Origin of the sequence: Parvibaculum sp. (genome assembly GCF_046297875.1) — a bacterium.
GTDB lineage: Bacteria > Pseudomonadota > Alphaproteobacteria > Parvibaculales > Parvibaculaceae > Parvibaculum.
Genome location: NZ_JBKBHD010000001.1, coordinates 1,595,920 through 1,618,143, shown reverse-complemented (window position 1 = coordinate 1,618,143; position 22,224 = coordinate 1,595,920). Strand labels below are relative to the sequence as shown.

The window sequence follows — 22,224 nt, the reverse complement described above, 5'->3', positions numbered from 1 at the left end:
CGATGAAGCAGAAAACTGTGGCCGTCGTCGGCGCCGCCGAAACGACGGAAATGGGCAAGATCCCCAACACATCGCAGCTCATGCTCCATGCCGATGCGGCGCTGAATGCGATGAGGGATGCGGGGCTGACCGCGAAGGACATCGACGGCATCGCCACCGCCGGCGACAGCCCGGTGGAAGTCGCGCATTATCTCGGCATCACGCCGACATGGGTCGACGGCACCAGCGTCGGCGGTTGCTCCTTCATGCTGCATGTCCGCCATGCGGCGGCCGCGATCAATGAAGGGCTTTGCAACACGGTTCTCATCACCCATGCGGAATCGGGCCGCTCCCGCGTCGGCGCGCGCCGCTTCGCCCGCGACCCGGCAAGCCAGCAGGGCCAGTTCGAGGTGCCTTTTGGCATCACCAATCCGCCCTCCATGTTCACGATCCCCGCGCTGCGTTACATGAAGACATATGGCGTGACGGAGACTGACCTTGCCCATGTCCCCGTTGTCCAGCGCGAATGGGCGGCGATGAACCCGCGCGCCTCCTTCCGCGATCCGGTCACTGTCGACGACGTGCTGAACTCGAAGATGATCGCCTGGCCCTTCCGGCTCCTCATGTGCTGCCTCGTGACGGACGGCGGCGGCGCGCTCATTCTCACAAGCGCGGAGCGCGCAAGGGATTTCCCGCAAAAGCCCGTCTATATCCTCGGCACGGGCGAAAGCTGCGAAACGCCGATGATCTCGCAGATGGAGGACTTCACCACCTCCAAGGCCTTCCGCGTCTCCGGCAGGAAGGCTTTCGACGAGGCAGGCATCAAGCATGCCGATGTCGACCATCTGATGATCTATGACGCTTTCGCGCATCTGCCGGTCTATGGGCTCGAAGATCTCGGCTTCTGCGAGCGCGGCGAAGGTGCGGCCTTCATCCGCGAGGGCAACACGCGGCCGGGCGGCAAGCTGCCGCTCAACACCAATGGCGGCGGCCTCTCCTACATGCATTCCGGCATGTACGGCATGTATGCGCTGCAGGAAAGCGTGCGCCAGATGAGGGGCATTGCGCCTGCCCAGGTGCCGGGCGCGAAAATTTCCATCGCGCATGGTGTCGGCGGCATGTTCGCCGCCTCGGGCACCATCGTCTTCTCCAACGAAGCACCCTGAAATCAGGAGAGGCCGGCATGGATCTCGCAAAGCCGCGCATCGATACCGGCCTCTTCACCACCAATCTCGAGCCCATGCTCGATTTCTGGCAGAACGAAGTGGGGCTTCCCTTCGATCACATGCTGCCGCTCGGTGGCGGCGTGCAGCAGCACCGCCACGACCTTCTGGGCTCGGTGCTGAAGATCAATCATTCGCGCAACGAACTGCCGATCGCCGCACCTTCCGGCTACCGCGAATTGCTGATCGCGCGCGAGGGTTTGCGCGCGCCCAAACGCCTCACCGATCCCGACGGCAACAAGGTGACGCTTGTGCCGCCCGGCACGCATGGCATAGAGCGCATCGGCATCCGCCTCGGTGTGCGCGACGTGAATGCGCATCGCCGCTTCTATGCCGTCGCGCTCGGCCTGCCCGACGTGCCGGAACAGGGCGGTCTGAGCTTTCTCTGCGGAGACAGCGTGATCCTGCTCGAAGAAGCGAGGGACGCCGTTGCCGATGCCGCTTTCGAGGGGCCGGGCTGGCGCTACATCACCATCCAGATCCGCAATGCGGATGCAGAACATGCCGCAATCCTCGCCCGCGGCGGCGCGGAAGGCCGCGCCCCGCAGACGCTCGGCAAGGTCGCGCGCATTTCCTTTGTGCGCGACCCCGACGGCAACTGGATCGAACTGTCCCAGCGCGCCTCGCTTGTCGGCGCGCTGGACTAGTTTTCCCGGGCGCACCTCGCTTGTCGGCGCGCTGGACTAGTTTTCCCGGGCGCGCCTCTCTTGTCGGCGCGCTGGATTGAGTTCACCGCCGCGTGATGCGGCGGCGCAGCTCCTCCGGCACGAACATCATGTCGTTCAGGTGCGAGGCATTGAAATTGATGCCGCTTTCCTCGTTCTTGAGGTTCTGCACGACATAGCGCCCCTCCACGAGATCGTAGACGACATCCGACGCGTTGAAGCAGGCCGGCACATCGTAATACTGCATGAGATGCGCTTCCTGCACGCGCCAGAGCCCGCCCCGCGCGTCGTAAAGCTCGCCCGCCACCATGTTGTAGCCGTCCTCGTCGAAATAGGCGGTGCGGCGGCTATAGACATGGCGCTGCGTCGGCTTCAGCGTCGCCTCGACGATCCAGACCCGGTGCTTCTCGTAGCGCACGAGATCCTGATTGATGTGGCCGGGCTTGATGATGTCGGCGTACTTGTGCGCCGGCGAACTCAGCTCATAGGAATTATAGGCGATATAGCGCTCGCCGCGCCCAGCCACCGTCCAGTCGAAGCGGTCGAGCGGGCCGGAGAACACGTCGAAACTGTCCGCCGTCGACATCGCATCCGAGTAGATTTGCGGTGTGTCATAGTTGATGGCGCTGGTGCGCTGCACACGCGGTGACGAATCCGTGCGCCCCGTCGTGTATTGCCAGGAGCGCCGCTCGCCGATCGCAGGATCGAACGTCTCATGGACGAGCAGAAGCTGGCCTGCGCGCCGCGCTGGAGAAATCGTCTCCTGCAGATAGCGGAACGAGGTGTTGTTGAGTTCGTTGATCGAGGCGATGCCCGGCGAGGAATAATCGAAAACCAGATCGTCCTGCACCTTGATCGGCGTGAAATTGCCTTCGCGCGTTGGAGCTGCCGAAACGAACGTGCGCGACACCTTGTAGCCGCGATAGCGCAGATTGTGGTTCCAGACGATCTCATTCGCACTCGACGGGATCGGGAATGGAATGCCGCGCAGCACACCGGACAATGTGTCGCCATTGCCGCCGAGCGAGCCTGTGACCGCATTCTTCATCACCGCTTCATAGACCGCTTCCGGCAGGGCGCAGCTGCGGCGCGACGGATAGACATTGAGCTTGTAGTTCGGATATGTCGCGAGCATCGCGCGCTGGCCGGGCGTCAGAAACGCCTCATGCGTGCCCGCATTCTCGTTGGAGATCGTGACGAGAACCTGATCTTCCGCAAAGGGATTCTTGTAGTGGCCGGTCCCCGGCATCCAGGACACATTCTTGGGAACACCGGCAAGACCGCCCTCCCAGGCCGGGATCGAGCCATCCGCGTTTCCGGCCCGCTCCGCCCCCATCGGTGTCAGATCCCGGACGAGACGATCAGCCTGCGCCACGGGTACGCCTGCCGATGCCGCCCCCGCAAACAACATCAATACGCTTGCAGACACACAGATACGCTTTGACAAACTCATGCTCCTCCCCCCAATTTTGTAACGCGGTTTTACTAATCCTGACCCAATTCCTGCGCGGCGGCTACCCAAAAGCACCATTCCACGCCGGGACGAAATCGTCAGAATGTGAAGCCGGGGGATATGAGGGGGAGAATCTGTGAACGCGGTCGAGTTCGTCGTCTTCAAGACGCGGGCGCTCATCTTGCTGGCGCTTGCGATATTCACACTCGCCATGGGCTACTACGCGGTTCAGCTGCGAATGGAAGCGGGCTTCCTGAAGCAGGTGCCCACAGGCCATGAATATGTCCAGACCTTCCTCGAATATGAAAACGAGGTTCCCGGCGCAAATCTCATTCTCGTCGCCGTAAAGGCCCGCAAAGGCACGATCTGGAATGCGGAGTTCATGCGCCACCTGCAGGCCGTCACGGAGGAAGTGACCTTCCTGCCCGGCGTGCGCCGCACAACGGTCCGCTCGCTCTGGTCGACGACGACACGCGTCACCGAAAACACCGAAGAGGGCATCAACGCCTATCCCGTGATCCCCGAAGGCGTCACCGTGACGACGATCGCGGATACCGATGTCGAGACGATCCGCGACCGCGCGCTGAACGGCAAGCATGAGGGCTTTCTCGTCTCGAACGATCACCGCGCCGCGCTTGTCATGGCGGAACTGCAAGAAGTCGACCCGCTGACGCGCGAGGAGCTCGACTATCTCGACCTTGCCTCGAAACTCGAAACGCAGATCCGCCAGCAATTCGAGGACGAGACCATCGAAATCCAGATCGTCGGTTTTGCCAAGTTCATCGGCGATATTGCCGATGGCGCAGGCGACGTGATGATCTTTTTCATCCTGGCCTTCGTGCTGACCACGCTGTCGGTATTCATCTATTCTCGTTCGATACAGCTTACATTTCTCGCTGTCTTCTGCTCGCTGGTTTCCCTCGTCTGGCAGTTCGGCCTGCTCTATCTGATGGGCCGCGGGCTCGACCCGCTCGCCGTACTCGTACCTTTCCTCGTCTACGCCATCGGCGTCAGCCACGGCGTGCAGCAGATAAATCTGATCGGCAGCGAATTGAGCGAAGGCAAAAGCGCAGACGAGGCAGCCCGCGCCACATTCCGCCGCCTGCTCGTGCCGGGCTCGCTTGCACTCATCACGGATCTTGTCGGCTTCGGCACGCTCTATCTCATTCCGATCGAGGTCATTCAGGATCTCGCCATCATGGCGGGGCTCGGCGTCGCGCTGAAGATCGTGACAAACCTCATCATGCTGCCGCTCGTCGCCTCCTATCTGCCGGCAGACAGGAATTACGCCGAAACATTCGCCCGCCTGCGCCGCTCGCGCGAGAAGGTGATGAGCGTTCTCGGCCGCGTCGCACATCCCGCACCGGCCGCATTCACTCTCGTCATCTTCGCAGGCCTCCTCGCCGCCGCGATCCTCGAAACCCGCCATCGCCATATCGGCGATCTGACCGAAGGCTTTTCGGAGCTTTGGCCCTCCTCGCGCTACAACCGCGACATTGCCGACATCGTCAGCCGCTTCTCCATTTCGGCGGACGCCCTGATCGTCGTTACCGAAACACCGGCGGATGCCTGCATCGACTACAGGACCATGCGCCTCATCGAGCGTTTTTCCTGGGCGATGCACAACGTACAGGGCGTGAACTCGGTGCAGTCGCTCGCCCTTTCCGCCCGCGAGACGGCGGCGATCTGGCGCGAGGGCAACCTGCGTTGGGTGGCGCTGCCGCGCACCGAAACCGACCTCATCCAGACCACCTCGATCTATGAGCCGTCGAGCGGATTGTTGAACGAAGCCTGCACCATCCTGCCCGTCATCATCTATCTGGACGACCACAAGGCGGACACGATCGAGCGCATCATCGCCGCAGTCGAGGAGTTCCGCTCCACCGACCGCGAGGCACTTTCACGCACCGACGTGAATTTCCGCCTCGCCATGGGCGGCGTCGGCGTGATGGCGGCGACGAATGATGTGATCGAGGCGAGCGAACTCCCCATGCTCGCCTGGGTCTATGCCGTGATCGTGGTGCTTGTCTTCCTCGCCTATCGCGACTGGCGCGCCATCATCTGCTGCTGCATGCCGCTCCTCATGGCGACCTTCCTCGGTTACTGGCTGATGACTGCGCTCAATATCGGCCTCAAGGTGTCGACGCTGCCTGTTCTCGTGCTCGCAACCGGCATCGGCGTCGACTACGCCTTCTATATCTATAGCCGCCTGCAATCCTATATCGATGAGGGCAAACCGATGGCGGAGGCCTATCCGCTCGCCCTGAAACAGATCGGCGTCGCTGTGATCTTCACAGGCCTCACGCTTTCGGTCGGCGTCTCCACCTGGGCCTTTTCGGGCCTCAAGCTGCAAGCCGATATGGGCATTCTCCTCGCCTTCATGTTCCTTGCGAATATGGTCGCTGCAATCTTCTTCCTGCCGGCCTTCGCGGCAACACTCGACCGGCTTTTTCCCCGCGCGCCCTCTCGCGGGCGTCGTCCGTCTCCGCTACAGTGAAAGGAGCAAAATCGAAAACGCCCAAAAGAGGCGTATAAAGGGAGACATCATGCTCAAGGTCTATCACGCGAAGAACACGCGCTCGGTGCGCGTCGTCTGGCTCTGCGAAGAGCTCGGCATCCCCTATGAAGCGAAAGTGCTGAACTTCTCGCCCACCGATCTCCAGTCGGCCGAATATCTGGCGGTGCATCCGCTCGGCAAGGTACCCTCCATCGACGATGACGGCCTCGTGCTGAACGAGTCCGGCGCCATTCTCCAGTATCTTCTGGAAAAACACGGCAACAGCAAGCTGGAGCCGAAGCCCGGCAGCGCAGGCCGCGGCAAGTATCTGCACTGGTTCCACTTCGCCGAAGCGACGATGATGGTGCCGATCGGCAATATCGCGCAGCATTCCTTCATCCGGCCCGAAGACAAGCGCATTCCGCAGGTCGCCGCCGAATCCGTCGAAAGCACGCAGAAGATGCTTGGCATTCTCGAAAAGGAGCTGGCGGGCAAGGATTATATCTGCGGCTCCGAATTCACCGCCGCCGATATCATGCTCGGCTACGACCTCTTGCTCTGCAAGCTCTTCGGCCTGTTGAGCGACGACCTGAAGAATGTGAATGCCTATTTCGGGCGTCTCGGCAGCCGCCCGGCATTCCAGAAGGCAACCGCCTGATCGGGCGAGGGAGGCCTGACATGGGATACAAGACCATTTCCGTGAAGCCGATTTCCGGCGCGCTCGGCGCCGAGATCGAGGGCGTGGATCTGTCGAAGGATCTCTCCAATGAAACCTTCGACGACATCCATCAGGCCTTCCTCGACCATATCGTCATCTTCTTCCGCGACCAGCATCTGACGCATGAACAGCACAAGGCCTTTGGCCGCCGCTTCGGCACGCTGAACATTCATCCCTATGTGAAGGGCATGGATGGCCACCCGGAAATCATGCAGATCATCAAGGAGCCGGAGGACCGCATCAATTTCGGCGGCGGCTGGCATTCCGACATGTCGTTTCTGGAAGAGCCCGCGCTCGGCTCCATCCTCTATGCGAAGGAAATCCCGCCCTATGGCGGCGACACGCTCTGGGCAAACCAGTATCTCGCCTGGGAAACGCTTTCTTCCGGCATGAAAAAGATGCTGGAAGGGCTGAAAGCCGTTCACACCGCGAAGGGTGAATATAGCGAGCGCGGCGCCTCCGCCCAGAAGCGCAAGGGCATGGAAGTCTCGACGGCGGGCGACGACACGCCGTCTTTCGAACATCCGGTCGTTCGCACCCATCCGGAAACGGGTCGCAAGGCGCTTTACGTGAACCCCGCCTTCACCGAAAAATTCGTCGGCATGACGAGGCGCGAAAGCCGCCCGCTCCTGAATTTCCTCTTCGAGCACTGCACGCAGGAGCCCTATACCTGCCGCTTCCGCTGGACGAAAAACGCCATCGCCTTCTGGGACAATCGCGCCGCCCAGCATTTCGCGCTCAACGACTATCATGGCCATCGCCGCCATATGGAGCGCGTTACGGTTAACGGCGACCGGCCCTTCTGAGCGAAACGCAGCTTTTTCCTTGGAACGATCCCCCGCTCCGGGCATCATCGCCGCGTTGAATCGGAACGGGGAGGGGAAACGTGACCGGATCATCCGCAAGATTGCTCGGGGCTGCCGCGGCAGCATGGCTCGCCTGCACCGCTGCTTTCGCGGAGGTCTCGCTGCCGCCTGAAAGCGACCCAGCAGCCCGCGGCCTCGCCATCGCCGAGGAGATGGACCGGCGCGACCGCGGCTGGGGCGATGCCACAGCCGAGATGAAAATGATCCTCACCAATGCCGCTGGCGCCACCAGCGAGCGCGAGCTGCGTCTCTCCATGATGGAGCGCGGTGGCGCGGGCGAAGGCGACTGGAGCCTGATCGTCTTCGATCGCCCGCTCGATGTAGCGGGCACCGCCCTTCTCACCCATGCCTATGTCGCGAAGCCGGACGACCAGTGGCTCTATCTGCCCGCCGTGAAGCGCGTGCGCCGCATTTCCTCCGCCAATCAGTCCGGCCCCTTCGTCGGCAGCGAATTCGCCTTCGAGGATCTCGCGCCGCAGGAAGTCGGCAAGTTCACTTATCTCTGGCTCCGCGACGAGCCCTGCGGCGAGCGCACATGCCATGTCATCGACCGCACACCCGCCTATGAAGGCTCGGGCTATACGCGCCAGACCGTCTGGATCGACACGGAGCACTATCTGCTGCGCAAGATCGACTATTACGACCGAAAGTCGTCGCTGCTGAAAACGCTGACGGCCGGCGAATACGACCAGTATCTCGACAGCTACTGGCGGCCGCGCGACCTCGACATGGTCAATCACGAAAGCCGCAAGCAGACGAAACTCGTCTGGCAGAAATACGAGTTCCGCACCGGATTGAAGGAAAGCGATTTCACGCCCGCCGCGCTCGAGCGGGCTCGCTAGCAGGGAGGATCTGTTAAGGGTTCACGTCCTTCCGTTTGCGGACGGTTAAGGCAAGACAACTGGTTTGTTGCTTGGGTTGCATTCGGGGTTTTGCGCGTGGGGTGCCGTAATTCAGCAAGGAAAGGAATGACGCTCGCGCTCGGCGCGGCGGCCGTCGCCCTGTCCGCCCTCCCCGTCTTGGCAGACAACATAACGCTGCGCGGATATATCGAGCCCGAGGTCCGCGTCTTCACACAAAACGCATCGAGCCCCCGCCAGAAGGACACGACTCTTTCTGTCGCGGGCGAGATCACCGTGCAATATCTCCCCGAAAGCAACGACCGCTCATTCGTATTCACGCCTTTCGCCCGCCTCGACCAGCGCGACAGCGAGCGCAGTCATTGGGACATCCGCGAGGCGCGCGTCGCCTGGTATGGCAGCGACTGGGAATTGCGCGCTGGCTTCGACAAGGTCTTCTGGGGCGTGACCGAAGCCGTCCATCTCGTCGACGTCATCAATCAGGTCGATCTCGTCGAAGACCCGATCAAGCAGGAAGTGAAGCTCGGCCAGCCCATGATCCGGCTGCGCACCATACAATCCTTCGGTACTTTCGAAGCCTTCCTGCTGCCCTGGTTCCGCGAGCGCAACTTCCCTGGCCGCGATGGCCGCCCGGCGACCGACATTCCCGTTGATCGCGACCTGACGGCCTATGAAAGCAGCGCCGAAGACTGGCACCCCGATTTCGCCGGACGCTACTCAAACACATTCGGCGATTTCGACCTCGGTCTTTCATACTTCCAGGGAACAGCGCGCGATCCCGTGCTGAACCCCGCCTTCGACAGCGGCGGCAATCTCGTTCTCGCACCTCTCTATCCGCAGATGAAACAGGCCTCGCTCGACCTGCAGGCAACCATCGGGCCCTGGCTCTACAAGCTCGAAGGCTTCGGCCGCCGCGAACTCGGCGAAAACTACGGCGCCGTCACCGGCGGCATCGAATATTCATTCTATGGCGTCTTCGGCACCGATAGCGACCTCGGCACGGTCATCGAATATGCCTACGACACACGCGGCATGAACCAGCGCAATCCCTACCAGAATGACGCTTTCTTCGCGCTGCGCTGGGCGGCGAACGATGCGGCGTCGACGAACTTTCTGGCAGGCACCACGGTCGACACGGAAACCGGCGCCCTCGGCTTCCGCCTGCAGGGGGAGCGCCGCATCGCGGATAATTTCCGCCTTTCGCTTGAAGGGCATTTCTTCTCGAACGTGCCGCAGCGCGATCCGGTCTACAGCGTCTCGGACGACGACTACCTGCAGATCAGGATCGCGCGCTTCTTCTGAGGCCTATTCGGCAGGCGCGGGAGACGCGGCGGCTTTCGCGGCATTGCGCTTCTCGCGCCAGCTAGCGATGAGAAGATAGACCGTCGGCACGACGAACAGCGTCAGCAGCGTACCGAAGGTAATGCCGCCCACAATCACATAGCCGATGGAACGTCGGCTTTCCGCGCCCGCACCGGAAGCAAGCGCTAGCGGCACCGCACCCAGCGCCATGGCGCCCGTCGTCATCAGAATCGGCCGCAGGCGAAGGCTCGCCGCCTCAATCACCGCGTCATAGACGGACAATCCCTTTGCCCGAAGCTGATTCGAGAACTCGACGATCAGGATGCCGTGCTTGCTGATGAGGCCGACCAGCGTAATCAATCCCACTTGACTATAGATGTTGAGCGTCGTGTCTGTGAGGAACAGCAGCAGCAGCGCACCCGCAATCGAGAGCGGCACGCTGATCAGAATGACGAGCGGATCGATGAAACTTTCGAACTGGGCCGATAGCACGAGATAGATGAAGATCAGCGCCAGCACGAAAGTCACCATGATCGTGCCGGAAGACTTCACGAATTCGCGCAACTGCCCGTCGACATCCGTCTGCGCCACCGGCGGCAGGATGCGCGCGGCCGTCGCGTCGAGGAATGCGAGCGCCTCGCCCGTCGAATAGCCCGGCGCAAGCCCTGCCGAAATCGTTGCGGCGCGGAGTTGGTTGAAACGGTTGAGCGAATTCGGCGCCACTGTTTCGTCCACCGTGATGAGGTTAGAGAGCTGCACCATCTCGCCCTTGCCGCCGCGCACATAGATATTGCTGATATCGGTAGGCGTCCGCCGCTCTTCCTCTGCAACCTGCACGATCACGTCATACTGCTTGCCGCCTTGCTCATAGCGCGTGATGCGGCGGCCACCGAGCAGCGTTTCGAGCGTGCGCCCCACCGTTGCCACGTCGATGCCCGCATCGACAACCTTTTCGCGGTTCACGGAAATATCGAGCTGCGGCTTTTGCAGTTTCAGGTTGGTATCCGGGTTGGTGAAGCCCGGATTGGCCCTGATCTCGTTCAGCATCGCCTGTACATAGCCGTCGAGTTCTTCATAGGTGCCCGACGCCTGAATGACATATTCGATTGGCTGCGACCTTCCGCTCTGACCGAGCGACGGCGGGTTCACCGCAAAGGCCATGATGCCCGGAATGCGATTGAGCTTCGGCTGCAGCATCTGAACGATTTCCTGCTGCGACCGGCTGCGGTCCCCCCAGGGGATCAGCCGCGAGAAGGAAACGAGATCGGTAATCTGCGGAAAGCCGGAGACGACGAGATAGCCCGCCACTTCGGGAATATCGGTATAGATGGATTCGATCTGCTTCGAATATCGACGCGAGAAATCGAGCGTCGATCCCTGCGGCGCTTGCCCGACCACAAGCAGCGTACCGCGATCTTCGAGCGGCGCCAGCTCCTGCTGCAGCAGTGAGAAGAGCCCGACGCAGGACAGTGCCACCGCGAAGGCCGCGCCGACGACGGCCCCTTGCCGCGACAGCGCCGTGCGCACCGATTTCTTGTAGGCTTCGTCAAGCGACTCCAGCCGCTCGCGCAGCCAGCGCTGCACGCGCGTTTCGTTCACTTCCCGGCGCAGCAGCTTCGAGCAAAGCATCGGCGTCAGCGTCAGCGCAACAAAGCCCGAGACGAGCACCGCGCCTGCGAGCGTCAGCGCGAACTCGAGGAAAAGCTTGCCTGTGCGGCCCTCGGCGAAGCTCACCGGCGCATAAACGGCGACCAGCGTCAGCGTCATGGCGATGACGGCAAACGTGATTTCGCGCGATCCGTCGATCGCGGCCTGGAATGGCGTCTTTCCTTCCTCGATATGCCGGTAGATGTTCTCAAGCATCACGATCGCATCGTCGACCACGAGGCCGATGGCGAGCACCATCGCAAGAAGCGACAACGTATTGATGCTGAAACCGAGCATCAGCATGATGCCGAATGTCGTGATGAGCGAAATCGGGATCGTCACCACGGGAATGAACGACGCCCGCACCGTCCTGAGAAAGACGAAAATCACCAGAACGACAAGCACCACCGCTTCGAGAATCGTTTCATAGACTGACTTGATGGATTCGGCGATGAAGATGGACGTGTCGTAACCGACGAAGGAGCCCATACCGGCTGGCAGTGTCGGCGCGAGTTCGTCCAGCGTCCGGCGCACATTGGCGGCGACGTCCAGCGGATTGGCCGTTGCCTGCTTTACGATACCGAGCGAAATCGACGTCTCGCCGTTATAGGTCGCCGAGCGCCGCTCGTCGGCAGCGCCAACTTCCACCCGTGCGACTTCCCGGAGGCGAACCTGAAAGCCGCCGCTTTCCTTGACGACGATATTGCCGAATTCCTCCGGCGTTTGCAGCGCCGTCTTCGAAACGACGGTGAACTCCCGGTCGAGACTTTCGATACGGCCCGAAGGGATTTCGGCATTCTGGGTGCGGATGGCATTCTCCACATCCTGCACCGTGAGGTTGTAGGCGGCGAGACGTTCGCGGTCGATCCAGACGCGCATCGAATATTCGCGGCCGCCGAAAATCCCGACCTGCGCAACGCCGGGCTGGTTTTGCAACCGGTCGGTCACGATCCGGTCCAGATAATCCGTAATCTCCAGCGACGACATGCGATCGCTCTTGAAGGCGATGTACATGATCGGCTGAGCATCGGCCTCGACCTTGGCGATGATCGGCTCTTCGATCTCGGTTGGCAGCAGCCCGCGCGCGCGGCCCACACGGTCGCGCACGTCGCTCGCCGCCACATCTGGGTTCGTTTCGAGCGTGAAACGCGCCGTGACCTGGCTTTCCTCGGCGCGGCTCGTCGACGAAAGCACCTCGATGCCCTCGATGCCGGCCATCGAGTCTTCAAGTGGCTGCGTCACCTCGCGCTCGACCACGGCGGCACTCGCGCCGCGATAGACCGTGGTGACGGTCACCACAGGCTCGTCGATTTCCGGGTACTCGCGCACCGAAAGCCGGTCATAGGACACAATGCCGATCAGCATCAGGATCAGGCTGACCACCGTCGCGAAGACCGGCCGGCGGATGAAGAGTTCGGATATATGCATGTCCGTTCTCCCGCCTATTCCGCGGTGGCTTCGTTTGCACCGGCAGGCGCAATGCCCCATGCAGGCTCGACGATTTCAACCTGGCTGCCATCCTGCACGCGAAGCTGGCCTGCAATGATGACGACGTCGCCTGCCGTGACGCCTTCGAGGATCTCGACCTCGCCCGGGCGGCGTTCACCGATGCGCACAGGTGTCATCTTTGCCGTGCCGTCCACCACTTCGAATATGGCGCTGCCGCCCCGAGGCGAGGCAACGATGGCGCTTTCGGGCAGGAGGATTGAATCGCGCGACGCGGTGACGATCTCCACCCGTCCAAAGAGGCCCGGCCGCAATTCGTTTTCCTCATTGCGGATCAGCGCGCGAACGCTGAGCGAGCGCCCGTCGATGCTGACCACAGGATCGACCGCGCTGATGACGCCGCGATAGGTCTCGCCCGGCAGCGCATCGAAAGTGACGCTGACATCCTGTCCCTGCCGGATCTGGGTCAGGAAGACTTCCGACACCTGGAAATCGATCCTGAGATTGTCGACATCGGCCAGCGTCGCAATAGGTTGTCCGGCGATCAGATACTGACCGATGCTGACCTGCCTGAGACCGATGATGCCCGAGAAGGGCGCCGTGATCGTCGCCTTGTCGAGCGCGGTCTTTGTCGTTGCGACTTCCGCTTCCGCCGATTTGAAATCGTTGAGCGCCTCGTCGCGCGCGCGCGCCGTGCCGGAGCCCTGATTGAGCAGCCGCTCGGCGCGCTGATAATTCGCGCGCGTCAGCGTCAGCCGGGCTTCCGCCTGAATGAGGCGCGCATTGAGGTCGCGATCGTCGATGCGGATGACAACGTCGTCTTTCTCGATGCGCTGTCCGTCTTCGAATTCGATGCTGGTAACGATTCCGGTGATCTCCGGCGTCAGCGTGATCGCCTGATCCGCCTGCAGCGTGCCGAGCGCGGTGACGATGGTCTCGACCGTCTCGGTCTGCGCTTCCACGACTTCGACCACAGGCGTCGGCCAGCCATACCCGCCATGACCCGCAATGCGCCCGTAGAGCCGGTAGAGGAAGACGGCGACGATAAAGGCGAGGAACAGGATCGCCACAACCATCGCGATCTTGCGGGGCGGCATTTCCTTGAACGACTGCAGGTTCAATGGCATGGGGCACTGCTCTGTCGGGGTTGCCCGAGACGCGGCCAACCCGGATGTGTATCGGGCCTGGCCGGGCGCTAAGCCAAGGCACAGGCAAATGGGGCTATCTGGAATAGGCCATTTGACGCAGCGCTAAAATGGCAATTTGCCAGCATTTGCCATGCTTTTCGGCATAACGCCGTCAAAGGACAGGCTGCGGGGAGGCCGGGGCGGAAGGGTCTGGCAATGGTGGGCGTGACAGGGATTGAACCTGTGACCCCTTCGATGTCAACGAAGTGCTCTCCCGCTGAGCTACACGCCCATTGCCATTGGGAGCGGGCAGCGCCAAGGGTGCCCGCCGGGAAATCGGTCCCGGAGGCCGTTCCTATATCGGGGATAATCCCCAAAGACAAGCCGGAAACCAAGCCTGAATCAAAGGCGAAGCCTGGCCTGCAGACAGGGTTCAGGCGGCCGCCATCAGCCGGTCCACCTCGGCCACGAGATCGCGCAGATGGAAGGGCTTGGAGAGCACTTTCGATTCCCGCGGCGTCGGCACGTCGGGATTGAGCGCAACGGCGGCAAAGCCCGTGATGAACATGATTTTCAGCGTCGGGTCGAGTTCCGCCGCAAGCCGGGCGAGCTCGATACCGTCCATCTCCGGCATCACGATATCGGTGAGCAGGATGTCGAAAACATCGTTTTTCAGGCAGCGATGGGCTTCGTCGCCCTGTCCGAATGACACCACGTCATGCCCCGCATTCTCCAGCGCCTTCGCCAGAAAACGGCGCATGGATTCATCATCTTCCGCCAGGAGAATACGTGCCATTGGTGCCGCCCGCCCGAAATTCCAGATGCCCGCCATATTGGGCCCAAATTGCGTTGATTCGCGAGTTCGGGCCCGTGGCGGCACAATAGGGCGGCATCGGTAAACAGGATGTGAACCGGCGAATTCTCGCCGGGGGATTCCCTGAAGGCGCGGTCGCATGCGGCGGCGCAGCCGTGTTATGCTCTCCAAATCTTGGAATTCGAGCCCGGCGACCCTCCACAATGGATTTAGCCCCCGAAAGACAGGTCCGTAAGAAGAGAAGCGGCAGCGCCGCTTTCGGCGCGGACCTGATCGACCTTTTCGAGCGCCCCCTCAGCGTCGAGATGCCGGGAAAGCAGCGGATTCCTTTTGTTTTCAGCTCCCCCCATAGCGGCCGCTGTTACCCGGACGGCTTTGTCAGCGCTTCCAATCTCGACCCGGTTACGCTGCGCCGCTCGGAAGACTGTTTCGTTGAGGATCTGTTCGGCAGCGTCGTGGAACTCGGCGCCCCCCTCCTCCATGCCCGCTTTCCGCGCGCCTTTCTGGATGCGAACCGGGAGCCCTATGAACTCGACCCGACCATGTTCGCCGAGCCGCTGCCGCCGCATGTGAACACGCGCTCGCTGCGTGTCGCGGGCGGGCTTGGCACCATTGCCCGCGTCGTTGCCGATTCGGCCGAGATCTACCGCGGGCCGCTCGCCTATGCCGAGGCCGAGGAACGCATCCGTCACCTCTACATGCCGTTCCACGAAACATTGCGCGCCCTGCTGGAAGAGACGTTGGCGGGTTTTGGCTGCGCGGTACTGATCGATTGTCACTCCATGCCCTCCGTGGGGGGACCCGCCGACGACGACAATGGCGCGGACCGGCCGGACATCGTGCTGGGAGACCGCTATGGCACGTCCTGCGCCGCCGCCCTGACGCTCGAGGCCGAACGCATCCTCACCCGCCTCGGCTACACCGTCGTCCGCAACAATCCCTATGCCGGCGGCTTCAACACCGAACATTACGGCAAGCCCGCAAGCGGCCTCCACGCCCTGCAGATCGAGATCAACCGCGCCCTCTACATGGATGAGGCCCGGCTTGAGCGGAATGAAGGCTTTTCGCAGGTACGTGAGGACATGCGCGCCTTTGCTGCCGAGCTGGCGGATCGCGACTGGTCCGCCCTCGCCACCGGCTTGCGCGGTGCCGCCTTCTGAAAGGCCGGTCATTCCCGCGAGCTTCACACCCGGCACAAAAAAAGGGGCCCTGGCGAACCAGGGCCCAAGTTTAGGGAGGAAACGCCCAGGAAGGGCTACGGCAAGGGGAGAAAGTCTCAACCCATGCCGCGATGCAAAAGATGACATTGCACTGCACATAAATCAACCCCGCCCGAAGAATTTTTTATGCAGTGCAACAAACTGCCACACCCCGCCCAAACTATTGGCAACACGCAGCTTTTTTGATCAGTCCCACGCCGTGAACTGCTGGAATGTGCAGCGCAGCAAGCCTCGCGGCCAGACCGGGCGGCGGCGCCTGCCACCACCCTCATAGCCGCTTCAAGCCTTCCTTAATGCCTGGTCTGCATCATGAATCCCGGAAAAGGGGCGCCCCGCACGGGGCATGGACGGGACGGGATGATGAAATCGGGTTTCCGGCACTTCGCGGAGGCGGACAAACGTCAGGCGCGCCCTGGCCACCTCGTTCTGTCCGCCGTCCTGCTGATGCTGATCGTTGCACTCTCCGCGCCGGACCGCGCCGCCGCCCTTGAGACCATGGACCTGTCCGCCGCCTCCGACCCTTCAACATTGTGCGAGGCCGCCGCCATCCATCACGAACGGGCCAACGCCCTGCCGCGCGCGCTGCTTGCCGCCGTCGCGATGGCGGAGTCGGGCCGCTACCTCCCGAAGAAACAGAAATCCCGCCCCTGGCCTTGGACGATCAATGCCGAGGGCAAGCCCTATTACTTCAGCAGCAAGGCGGAAGCGATCGCCAAGACGCAGCAGCTTCTCGATGGCGGCATGCGCTCCATCGATGTCGGCTGCATGCAGGTGAACCTGCGCTACCACCCGCACGCTTTCGCAAGCCTCGACGATGCTTTCGACCCCATGATGAATGTCGCCTATGGCGCCGAATTCCTGATGGAACTGCGCGAGCGCACCGGCTCATGGCAACAGGCTGTCGCCAATTACCACTCGCAGACCGCATGGCGGGGCGGCCGCTATTTCGCCCGCGTCATCCGCATCTGGGAAAACGAACGCAGCCGCGTCGCCAGCATCGCCTATACGCCCGTACCGGCAAGCGCCGCCGAGCGCGTCGATGTGAGCGGCCTTCTGAAGCCGGCGATCCTGCGCGGCGAAGCCGCCACCATTCACACCACCGTCGCGGCTGCCGACTATCGTCCGGCACCGAAGGTGCTCGACGCCGTGCCCGTTCAGTCTGTGCGCGCAAGCGCCGCCGTCGGCCTTCGCCTGTCGATTGCAGGGGATGAGGTGGCCGGCACGACCGAAACGGCGACGCGCGAAGAGCCGCGCGTTCTCGATCCGCTGCCCGCCTTGAGCGGGCCGACACAGATTGCGGAAGCAACGATTCCAGGCGCCTGACCGCGCCTTGGGGATGAAGGGGCAAGCATAATGAGTTCCATCTCGGATGCGACCAGACGGCTTGCCGAAGCGCTCAATGGCTCGGTCATCTGGCAGCTCGTCGACATCATGTCGGCGCTCTTCATTGTCGGCATCGGCTGCCTCGTTGCCTCGCTCGCCGTCATCTATGTGATCGACGTCACCCAGACCAAACATGCCGTGCGCCGCAACTATCCGGTGATCGGCCGCTTCCGCTATCTCTTCGAAACGCTCGGCGAATATTTCCGGCAATATTTCTTCGCGATGGACCGCGAGGAACTGCCCTTCAATCGCGCCCAGCGCGCCTGGGTCTACCGCGCCGCAAAAGGCGTCGACACGACCGTCGCCTTCGGCTCGACGCGGGATCTCCGCCCCGCCGGCACCGTTTCCTTCGCGAACTGCCCCTTTCCGATGCTCGACGCGAACGCCACCGACACGGCCATTGTCGAGATTGGGCCCTATGCGCGAACACCATATCGCACCGCTTCGATCTACAATATTTCCGGCATGTCCTACGGCGCGATTTCGAAACCCGCCGTCCTCGCGCTGTCGAAAGGCGCACGCATGGCGGGCATCTGGCTCAACACGGGCGAAGGCGGCCTCTCGCCTTTCCATCTCGAAGGCGGCGCCGACATCGTCTTCCAGATCGGCACGGCGAAATATGGCTGCCGCAAGGAAGATGGAACGCTCTGCGACGACAGGCTGAAGGCGCTCGCCGCCATCGAGCAGATCCGCATGTTCGAGATCAAGATGAGCCAGGGCGCAAAGCCCGGCAAGGGCGGCATCCTGCCCGGCGCGAAAGTGACGTCGGAAATCGCCCGCATCCGCGGCATCGCCGAAGGCACGGATTCGATCAGCCCGAACCGCCATCCCGAAATCGAAAGCGTGGGCGATCTCCTCGACATGGTCGCCCATGTGCGCGAGGTGACAGGCAAGCCCGTGGGCTTCAAGCTCGTGCTGGGCTCCTATGATTTCCTCGACGATCTCTGCGACGAGATCAACGCACGCGGCCTCCAGCACGCGCCGGATTTCATCACGCTCGACAGTGCCGATGGCGGAACGGGCGCCGCCCCCATGCCATTGATCGATTATGTCGGCCTGCCGATATGGGAAAGCCTGCCCATGCTTTGCGACGCGCTGGAGCGCCACAAGCTGAAGTCGCGCATCCGCGTCAATGCGAGCGGCAAGCTCATCACGCCAGCCGAAGTCGCCTGGGCGCTCTGCGTCGGCGCGGATTTCGTGTCGTCTGCGCGCGGCTATATGTTCTCGCTCGGCTGCATCCAGGCGCTTCAATGCAACAAGAACACCTGCCCCACCGGCATCACCACGCATGACAAGCGTCTGCAGCGCGGTCTTGACGTGACCGACAAGGCAGAGCGCGTCCGCCGCTATGCCGAGCGCGTGACGGAAGAAGTCTGCGTCATCGCCCATTCATGCGGCGTGACCGAGCCGCGCCGCCTGACGCGCAGGCACGCCCGCATCATGGGCTCTGACGGCGTCTCCATGTCTCTGGCTGATTATTATGGCCGCTGGACGGCACCCGCTGCCCTTCCCTCGCATCAGGGCCTCGGCCGCCCCCGCTTCGGCGCCGACGCGGCCTAGCCCGGCACCACCATCCTGAGAAACTGCGTGCCCTGCTCAATCCGCTGCGGCAGGAAGCCCCGGTCATCGCCGTCAATTTCGACGGCAAGCCCTTCCGGTCCCTTGAACTCGATCACGCGCGCAGGCAGGACTTCCACCATGCGCAGCCGCTCGACAAGACCGAGCCCCAGTGCCGCGAGATAGACAGCGAATGCGAAGCGCGACTTGCTCTTGAAGAGAAAGAGCGTGAGCCCCGGCTCGGTAATCATCGCCCTGGGTGCCAGCACAAAGGGCCCCGCATAGTGCCGCGCATTGGTGACGACCACCCATGCCGCCTGCCTCTCGCGCCCGTCTGCTACGAGGCGGATGTCATGCCCCGGCCCGCGCACCCATGTCTTGAGGCCGGACCAGATGAAGGCGCCCTTGCCCCAGAGCCGCTTCAGCTTCGGGTCGATGCCATGCACGATCTCTCCATCGAAGCCGATGCCCGCCATCAACAGGAAAATCTCGCCCTGCACGAGCCCGGTGCCAATGAGCTCCGCCGGCCCGCCGAGCAGCATCGAGGCGATGTTTTCGGCCCTCAACGGAAGTCCGATCTCGATGGCCAGCACATTCGCCGTACCGAGCGGCACGATGCCAAGCGGCACGCCCTGTCCAAGCAGCCCGCGCGCCACCTCGTTGATCGTGCCATCGCCGCCCGCCGCGACGATCACATCCGCATGTCCCGCCCTTGCCGCCGCGCGCGCCAGCTCCGTCGCATGGCCGGGCGCCTCGGTGAGTTCTATGGTCACATCGGCGCCTGCCGCGCGCAGCCGCCCGACGACATCGTCCAGCAGCCCGCGTTTCCGCCTGCCTGCCGTGGGATTGAGAATGATGTGGATGAAACGGCGAAGCGCCAATGCGGGGTCTTCCGGTTGCTCGTCGCAGGTTTGTCATCGAAACGTCATGCGCGTTCCGAAACGCTCGAAGCGATTAGCAGGAAAAATGGCATCCCGGTCAACCGCGATCCTCGATCCGCGCAAGCCACATGCACGCGAGCGAGGAAATTGCGAGGGCAATCGCCATGGTGACGAAGGTGTGGGAGAGATAGTGCTGCCCCCGCGCCATCTGATAAACGCCCAGCAGCCAGCCCGCGGCAACACCTGGGATGGTGTAGAGGAAAGCCGAGCGCAGAAGCGGCGGCGCGATGAGCCGGAGGCCGATCAGCGCAAATCCGGCGGATGCATGTCCCGCCGGCCAGCAGCGCAGATGTTCATTATAGGGGAGATTGCGAAGAAGCCGCGTAACCATGTCGGAATGAAGATAGGGTCCGGCGAACTGGGCTTCCTGCGCCGGGCAGGAGACGCCCGTCACCGCCTTGAGCAGCCCCGATATCAGCGGCACCAGCGCCACAACAGCAAGACCCAGGGCATATTGTGTATGGCGCGGCTGCCAGCGCCGCTGCAGCGCCTGCAGGCAAAGCCACATAAAAGCCGCACCGCCCGCGACGGAGAGCGCAAGTTTAGGTCCGCGATAGATCAGCCAGTAGAGCAAATCCCTGTTCTGGGGCGGCATTAGCCACTGGCCCGTTTCCTGGTCGAAAAGATAGCTTTCCAGGCGGATATCGAGCGCATGGACCGGCGGCCAGAAGGCGAAGAACAGGATCAAAGCTGCAGCGGCGGCGATTTCCAGCGGCAGGGCCATATCACGGCGATGCTGCAGAGCCGGGGAAATCTCGCTCACCGCACCATGCTCCCGCCGGTCCCCGGTTTACCCGTCAGGGCCGCAGTCCGCGCCGCCGGGCGGCAGGGTGCGAAGATGTCAAGGTCGCTGCGATAGGCATCGGTCCTTATATCCAAAAGCCCGAGCACCGAATGAAACAGATTGTCGTGGCTGTATTCCGTGCCCGCGCCGCGCGCAAGGCAGCCATCGTCGAGAGAAACGGCGTCGCGATATTCGGGCGAGGCCCAGAACACCATCGGCACATGCTTCTGCACGTCGGGTGCGAACATGTAGGGTAGCCCGTGCAGATACAAACCGCCCTCGCCGAGCGACTCGCCATGATCCGACACATAAAGCAGCGCCGTGTCGAAACGGTCCGATGCGCGCGTCAGCGTGTCGATGATGTCTGCAAGAATATGATCGGTGTAACGGATCGAATTGTCATAGGTGTTGACGATCTGCTCCTGCGAGCAGGATTGGATTTCGCTCGTCTCGCAAATCGGGCCGAATGCGTTGTAGTCGGGTGTCGACCGTTTGTAATAGGCGGGCCCATGGCTGCCGATCTGGTGAAACACGACAAGCAGATCGTTCTCGTTCCGCGCCAGCGCGAATTTGAGCTGATCGGCCAGCACATCGTCGAGACATTCCCCGCCCGAACAATAGGCCGGGTCCGAAAATTCCCAGGCCGTTTTCACCGGCACCCGGGCACAGACGCCCTTGCAGCTCGAATTGTTCTCGAGCCACAACACATCGACACCGGCACGAACGGCAATATCGAGCAGGTTTTCGCGCGACGCCGCTTCCATCGGTGAATAGCCGCTGCGTCCGAGATCGGAAAACATGCAAGGCACGGATTCCGCCGTCGACGTGGCGCAGGAGCGCACCTCGCCAAAGCTCACCACGTCGCGCACAGCGAGCAGCGGCGTTGTCTCGCGGTCGTAGCCGTTGAGCGAGAAGTGATCGGCCCGCGCCGTCTCGCCCACGACAAGCACCATCACGGTCTTGCGGCCATCCAGCGCCGGCACGCGCTCGGCATATTCGGCAATGGTCTTGAATTCGCTCGCCATGGCGCTGGGAACGGCTGTCGCATAGCGGAACGCACCATAGATCGCCGCCGACGGATTGATCATGAAGCGGACTTCGCGATGACTGCGCACCAGCACCGCATAGTCCTGATAGAAAAAGGCGGCACTTGCCGCGATCACAAGCAGCGATGCGGCCACGGCGCCCGCGCGCTGCAGGGCCTCACGCCAGAGACTGTGGCATCGCAACGGAATTGCCATCGCGAGCGCCGCAGGCAGAAGCCCGTAAACCGCCATATGCAGCAGGAAGGACAGGCTCATCAGGTCGCCCGCCTCATGCGTGTCCGTCTCAAGGATATTCGCAATCATGCCGCGATCCATCATCACGCCATAAGCTGACGCGAAATAGGAAACGCCGGCAGCGGTCAGAAACAGGGTGGCGAGAACCGGCTTCAGCAGGCGCGGAAAGGCGAAGGCCTGAATCACAAGATAGAAGGCGGCGCAGAGAACAAAACCGATGGACGCCATGAAGGCAATGTCTGCCACCGATCGTCCGGGCCACCAGCCCGGCACAGCGGACCAGAGCTGCCCGTTATAGAAGAGCACCAGAAGCGCCGCGGCACCGAGGGCCACAACCAGAGGGTGAAGCGGCGGCAGACGGACAGCGGCAGCGCGCTGCAGCATTCCCCGGACGAGAATTGAAAGAGGCATAGGGGATTCCCGGTTCACGGCGGACAACACATTCCGCCCATGTGGAATCCA

General features: G+C 62.3%; 17 protein-coding genes and 1 tRNA gene. 10 read left to right on the top strand and 8 right to left on the bottom strand.

Annotated elements, in window-relative coordinates:
* The first annotated feature begins 2 nt into the window (after positions 1-2).
* Both ACK4FH_RS07835 and ACK4FH_RS07830 read left to right on the top strand, forming a co-directional pair.
* On the top strand, positions 3-1,145 hold the full coding sequence (locus tag ACK4FH_RS07835; protein WP_409812438.1) for a thiolase C-terminal domain-containing protein: 1,143 nt from the start codon (positions 3-5) through the stop codon (positions 1,143-1,145).
* A 17-nt stretch (positions 1,146-1,162) separates the two neighbouring features.
* The gene (locus tag ACK4FH_RS07830; RefSeq protein ID WP_409812436.1) at positions 1,163-1,849 is read left to right on the top strand and encodes a VOC family protein; all 687 of its coding nucleotides are present in this window, start codon (positions 1,163-1,165) and stop codon (positions 1,847-1,849) included.
* An 82-nt stretch (positions 1,850-1,931) separates the two neighbouring features.
* Here ACK4FH_RS07830 and ACK4FH_RS07825 read toward each other — a convergent pair whose 3' ends face one another.
* Positions 1,932-3,320: a DUF1329 domain-containing protein gene (locus ACK4FH_RS07825; RefSeq protein ID WP_409812434.1), complete on the bottom strand. Its 1,389-nt coding sequence runs from the start codon at positions 3,318-3,320 to the stop codon at positions 1,932-1,934.
* A 136-nt stretch (positions 3,321-3,456) separates the two neighbouring features.
* Between ACK4FH_RS07825 and ACK4FH_RS07820 the strand changes: the two genes are divergently transcribed.
* The 5 genes from ACK4FH_RS07820 to ACK4FH_RS07800 all read left to right on the top strand — a co-directional run bounded on the left by ACK4FH_RS07820 (position 3,457) and on the right by ACK4FH_RS07800 (position 9,563).
* Positions 3,457-5,817: an efflux RND transporter permease subunit gene (locus ACK4FH_RS07820; RefSeq protein WP_409812432.1), complete on the top strand. Its 2,361-nt coding sequence runs from the start codon at positions 3,457-3,459 to the stop codon at positions 5,815-5,817.
* Positions 5,818-5,866: 49 nt separating this feature from the next.
* Positions 5,867-6,475, top strand: coding sequence for a glutathione S-transferase family protein (locus tag ACK4FH_RS07815; RefSeq protein WP_409812430.1), 609 nt, complete (start codon positions 5,867-5,869; stop codon positions 6,473-6,475).
* 20 nt (positions 6,476-6,495) lie between these two features.
* Positions 6,496-7,341: a TauD/TfdA dioxygenase family protein gene (locus tag ACK4FH_RS07810; RefSeq protein ID WP_409812428.1), complete on the top strand. Its 846-nt coding sequence runs from the start codon at positions 6,496-6,498 to the stop codon at positions 7,339-7,341.
* Between the two features lie 80 nt (positions 7,342-7,421).
* Positions 7,422-8,243: an outer membrane lipoprotein-sorting protein gene (locus tag ACK4FH_RS07805; protein ID WP_409812426.1), complete on the top strand. Its 822-nt coding sequence runs from the start codon at positions 7,422-7,424 to the stop codon at positions 8,241-8,243.
* Between the two features lie 126 nt (positions 8,244-8,369).
* Entirely contained in the window at positions 8,370-9,563 is a 1,194-nt protein-coding gene (locus ACK4FH_RS07800) for a hypothetical protein (RefSeq protein WP_409812424.1), read from the top strand.
* 3 nt (positions 9,564-9,566) lie between these two features.
* On the opposite strand, the gene ACK4FH_RS07795 is transcribed toward ACK4FH_RS07800, so the two are convergent.
* The 4 genes from ACK4FH_RS07795 to cpdR form a co-directional block, all read right to left on the bottom strand.
* Positions 9,567-12,638 (bottom strand): efflux RND transporter permease subunit, encoded by a 3,072-nt coding sequence (locus tag ACK4FH_RS07795; protein ID WP_409812423.1) that lies wholly within the window; start codon positions 12,636-12,638, stop codon positions 9,567-9,569.
* A gap of 14 nt (positions 12,639-12,652) precedes the next feature.
* Entirely contained in the window at positions 12,653-13,783 is a 1,131-nt protein-coding gene (locus ACK4FH_RS07790) for an efflux RND transporter periplasmic adaptor subunit (RefSeq protein ID WP_409812421.1), read from the bottom strand.
* Positions 13,784-14,000: 217 nt separating this feature from the next.
* Positions 14,001-14,075 (bottom strand) — tRNA-Val (locus tag ACK4FH_RS07785).
* A gap of 141 nt (positions 14,076-14,216) precedes the next feature.
* Complete coding sequence (gene cpdR, locus ACK4FH_RS07780) at positions 14,217-14,579, bottom strand: cell cycle two-component system response regulator CpdR (RefSeq protein WP_409812419.1); 363 nt, start codon at positions 14,577-14,579, stop codon at positions 14,217-14,219.
* 323 nt (positions 14,580-14,902) lie between these two features.
* On the opposite strand from cpdR, the gene ACK4FH_RS07775 reads away from it, so the two are divergent.
* The 3 genes from ACK4FH_RS07775 (at position 14,903) to ACK4FH_RS07765 (ending at position 18,760) form a co-directional block, all read left to right on the top strand.
* Positions 14,903-15,757, top strand: a complete 855-nt coding sequence (locus ACK4FH_RS07775; RefSeq protein WP_409815205.1) for an N-formylglutamate amidohydrolase — start codon at positions 14,903-14,905, stop codon at positions 15,755-15,757.
* Between the two features lie 417 nt (positions 15,758-16,174).
* Positions 16,175-17,140, top strand: a complete 966-nt coding sequence (locus ACK4FH_RS07770) for a lytic transglycosylase domain-containing protein (protein WP_409812418.1) — start codon at positions 16,175-16,177, stop codon at positions 17,138-17,140.
* 30 nt (positions 17,141-17,170) lie between these two features.
* Positions 17,171-18,760 carry an FMN-binding glutamate synthase family protein gene (locus ACK4FH_RS07765; protein ID WP_409812416.1) on the top strand — a complete coding sequence of 530 codons (1,590 nt, stop codon included), beginning with the start codon at positions 17,171-17,173 and terminating at the stop codon, positions 18,758-18,760.
* Here ACK4FH_RS07765 and ACK4FH_RS07760 read toward each other — a convergent pair.
* From ACK4FH_RS07760 to ACK4FH_RS07750, 3 genes are all read right to left on the bottom strand, one after another.
* Positions 18,757-19,638 (bottom strand): diacylglycerol/lipid kinase family protein, encoded by an 882-nt coding sequence (locus ACK4FH_RS07760; RefSeq protein WP_409812414.1) that lies wholly within the window; start codon positions 19,636-19,638, stop codon positions 18,757-18,759. The two genes, ACK4FH_RS07765 and ACK4FH_RS07760, sit on opposite strands and share 4 nt — an antisense overlap.
* 97 nt (positions 19,639-19,735) lie before the next feature.
* Complete coding sequence (locus ACK4FH_RS07755; protein WP_409812412.1) at positions 19,736-20,461, bottom strand: phosphatase PAP2 family protein; 726 nt, start codon at positions 20,459-20,461, stop codon at positions 19,736-19,738.
* The gene (locus ACK4FH_RS07750; protein ID WP_409812410.1) at positions 20,458-22,173 is read right to left on the bottom strand and encodes a phosphoethanolamine transferase; all 1,716 of its coding nucleotides are present in this window, start codon (positions 22,171-22,173) and stop codon (positions 20,458-20,460) included. The genes ACK4FH_RS07755 and ACK4FH_RS07750 overlap by 4 nt, the downstream gene beginning before the upstream one ends.
* Positions 22,174-22,224 lie beyond the last annotated feature (51 nt).

Bases quoted from the DNA above. Each gene is read 5' to 3' on its own strand.
- ACK4FH_RS07835 (WP_409812438.1), top strand. From the start codon at position 3: ATGAAGCAGAAAACTGTGGCCGTCGTCGGCGCCGCCGAAACGACGGAA.
- ACK4FH_RS07830 (WP_409812436.1), top strand. From the start codon at position 1,163: ATGGATCTCGCAAAGCCGCGCATCGATACCGGCCTCTTCACCACCAAT.
- ACK4FH_RS07825 (WP_409812434.1), bottom strand. From the start codon at position 3,320: ATGAGTTTGTCAAAGCGTATCTGTGTGTCTGCAAGCGTATTGATGTTG.
- ACK4FH_RS07815 (WP_409812430.1), top strand. From the start codon at position 5,867: ATGCTCAAGGTCTATCACGCGAAGAACACGCGCTCGGTGCGCGTCGTC.
- ACK4FH_RS07810 (WP_409812428.1), top strand. From the start codon at position 6,496: ATGGGATACAAGACCATTTCCGTGAAGCCGATTTCCGGCGCGCTCGGC.
- ACK4FH_RS07800 (WP_409812424.1), top strand. From the start codon at position 8,370: ATGACGCTCGCGCTCGGCGCGGCGGCCGTCGCCCTGTCCGCCCTCCCC.
- ACK4FH_RS07795 (WP_409812423.1), bottom strand. From the start codon at position 12,638: ATGCATATATCCGAACTCTTCATCCGCCGGCCGGTCTTCGCGACGGTG.
- ACK4FH_RS07790 (WP_409812421.1), bottom strand. From the start codon at position 13,783: ATGCCATTGAACCTGCAGTCGTTCAAGGAAATGCCGCCCCGCAAGATC.
- cpdR (WP_409812419.1), bottom strand. From the start codon at position 14,579: ATGGCACGTATTCTCCTGGCGGAAGATGATGAATCCATGCGCCGTTTT.
- ACK4FH_RS07775 (WP_409815205.1), top strand. From the start codon at position 14,903: ATGCCGGGAAAGCAGCGGATTCCTTTTGTTTTCAGCTCCCCCCATAGC.
- ACK4FH_RS07770 (WP_409812418.1), top strand. From the start codon at position 16,175: ATGATGAAATCGGGTTTCCGGCACTTCGCGGAGGCGGACAAACGTCAG.
- ACK4FH_RS07765 (WP_409812416.1), top strand. From the start codon at position 17,171: ATGAGTTCCATCTCGGATGCGACCAGACGGCTTGCCGAAGCGCTCAAT.
- ACK4FH_RS07750 (WP_409812410.1), bottom strand. From the start codon at position 22,173: ATGCCTCTTTCAATTCTCGTCCGGGGAATGCTGCAGCGCGCTGCCGCT.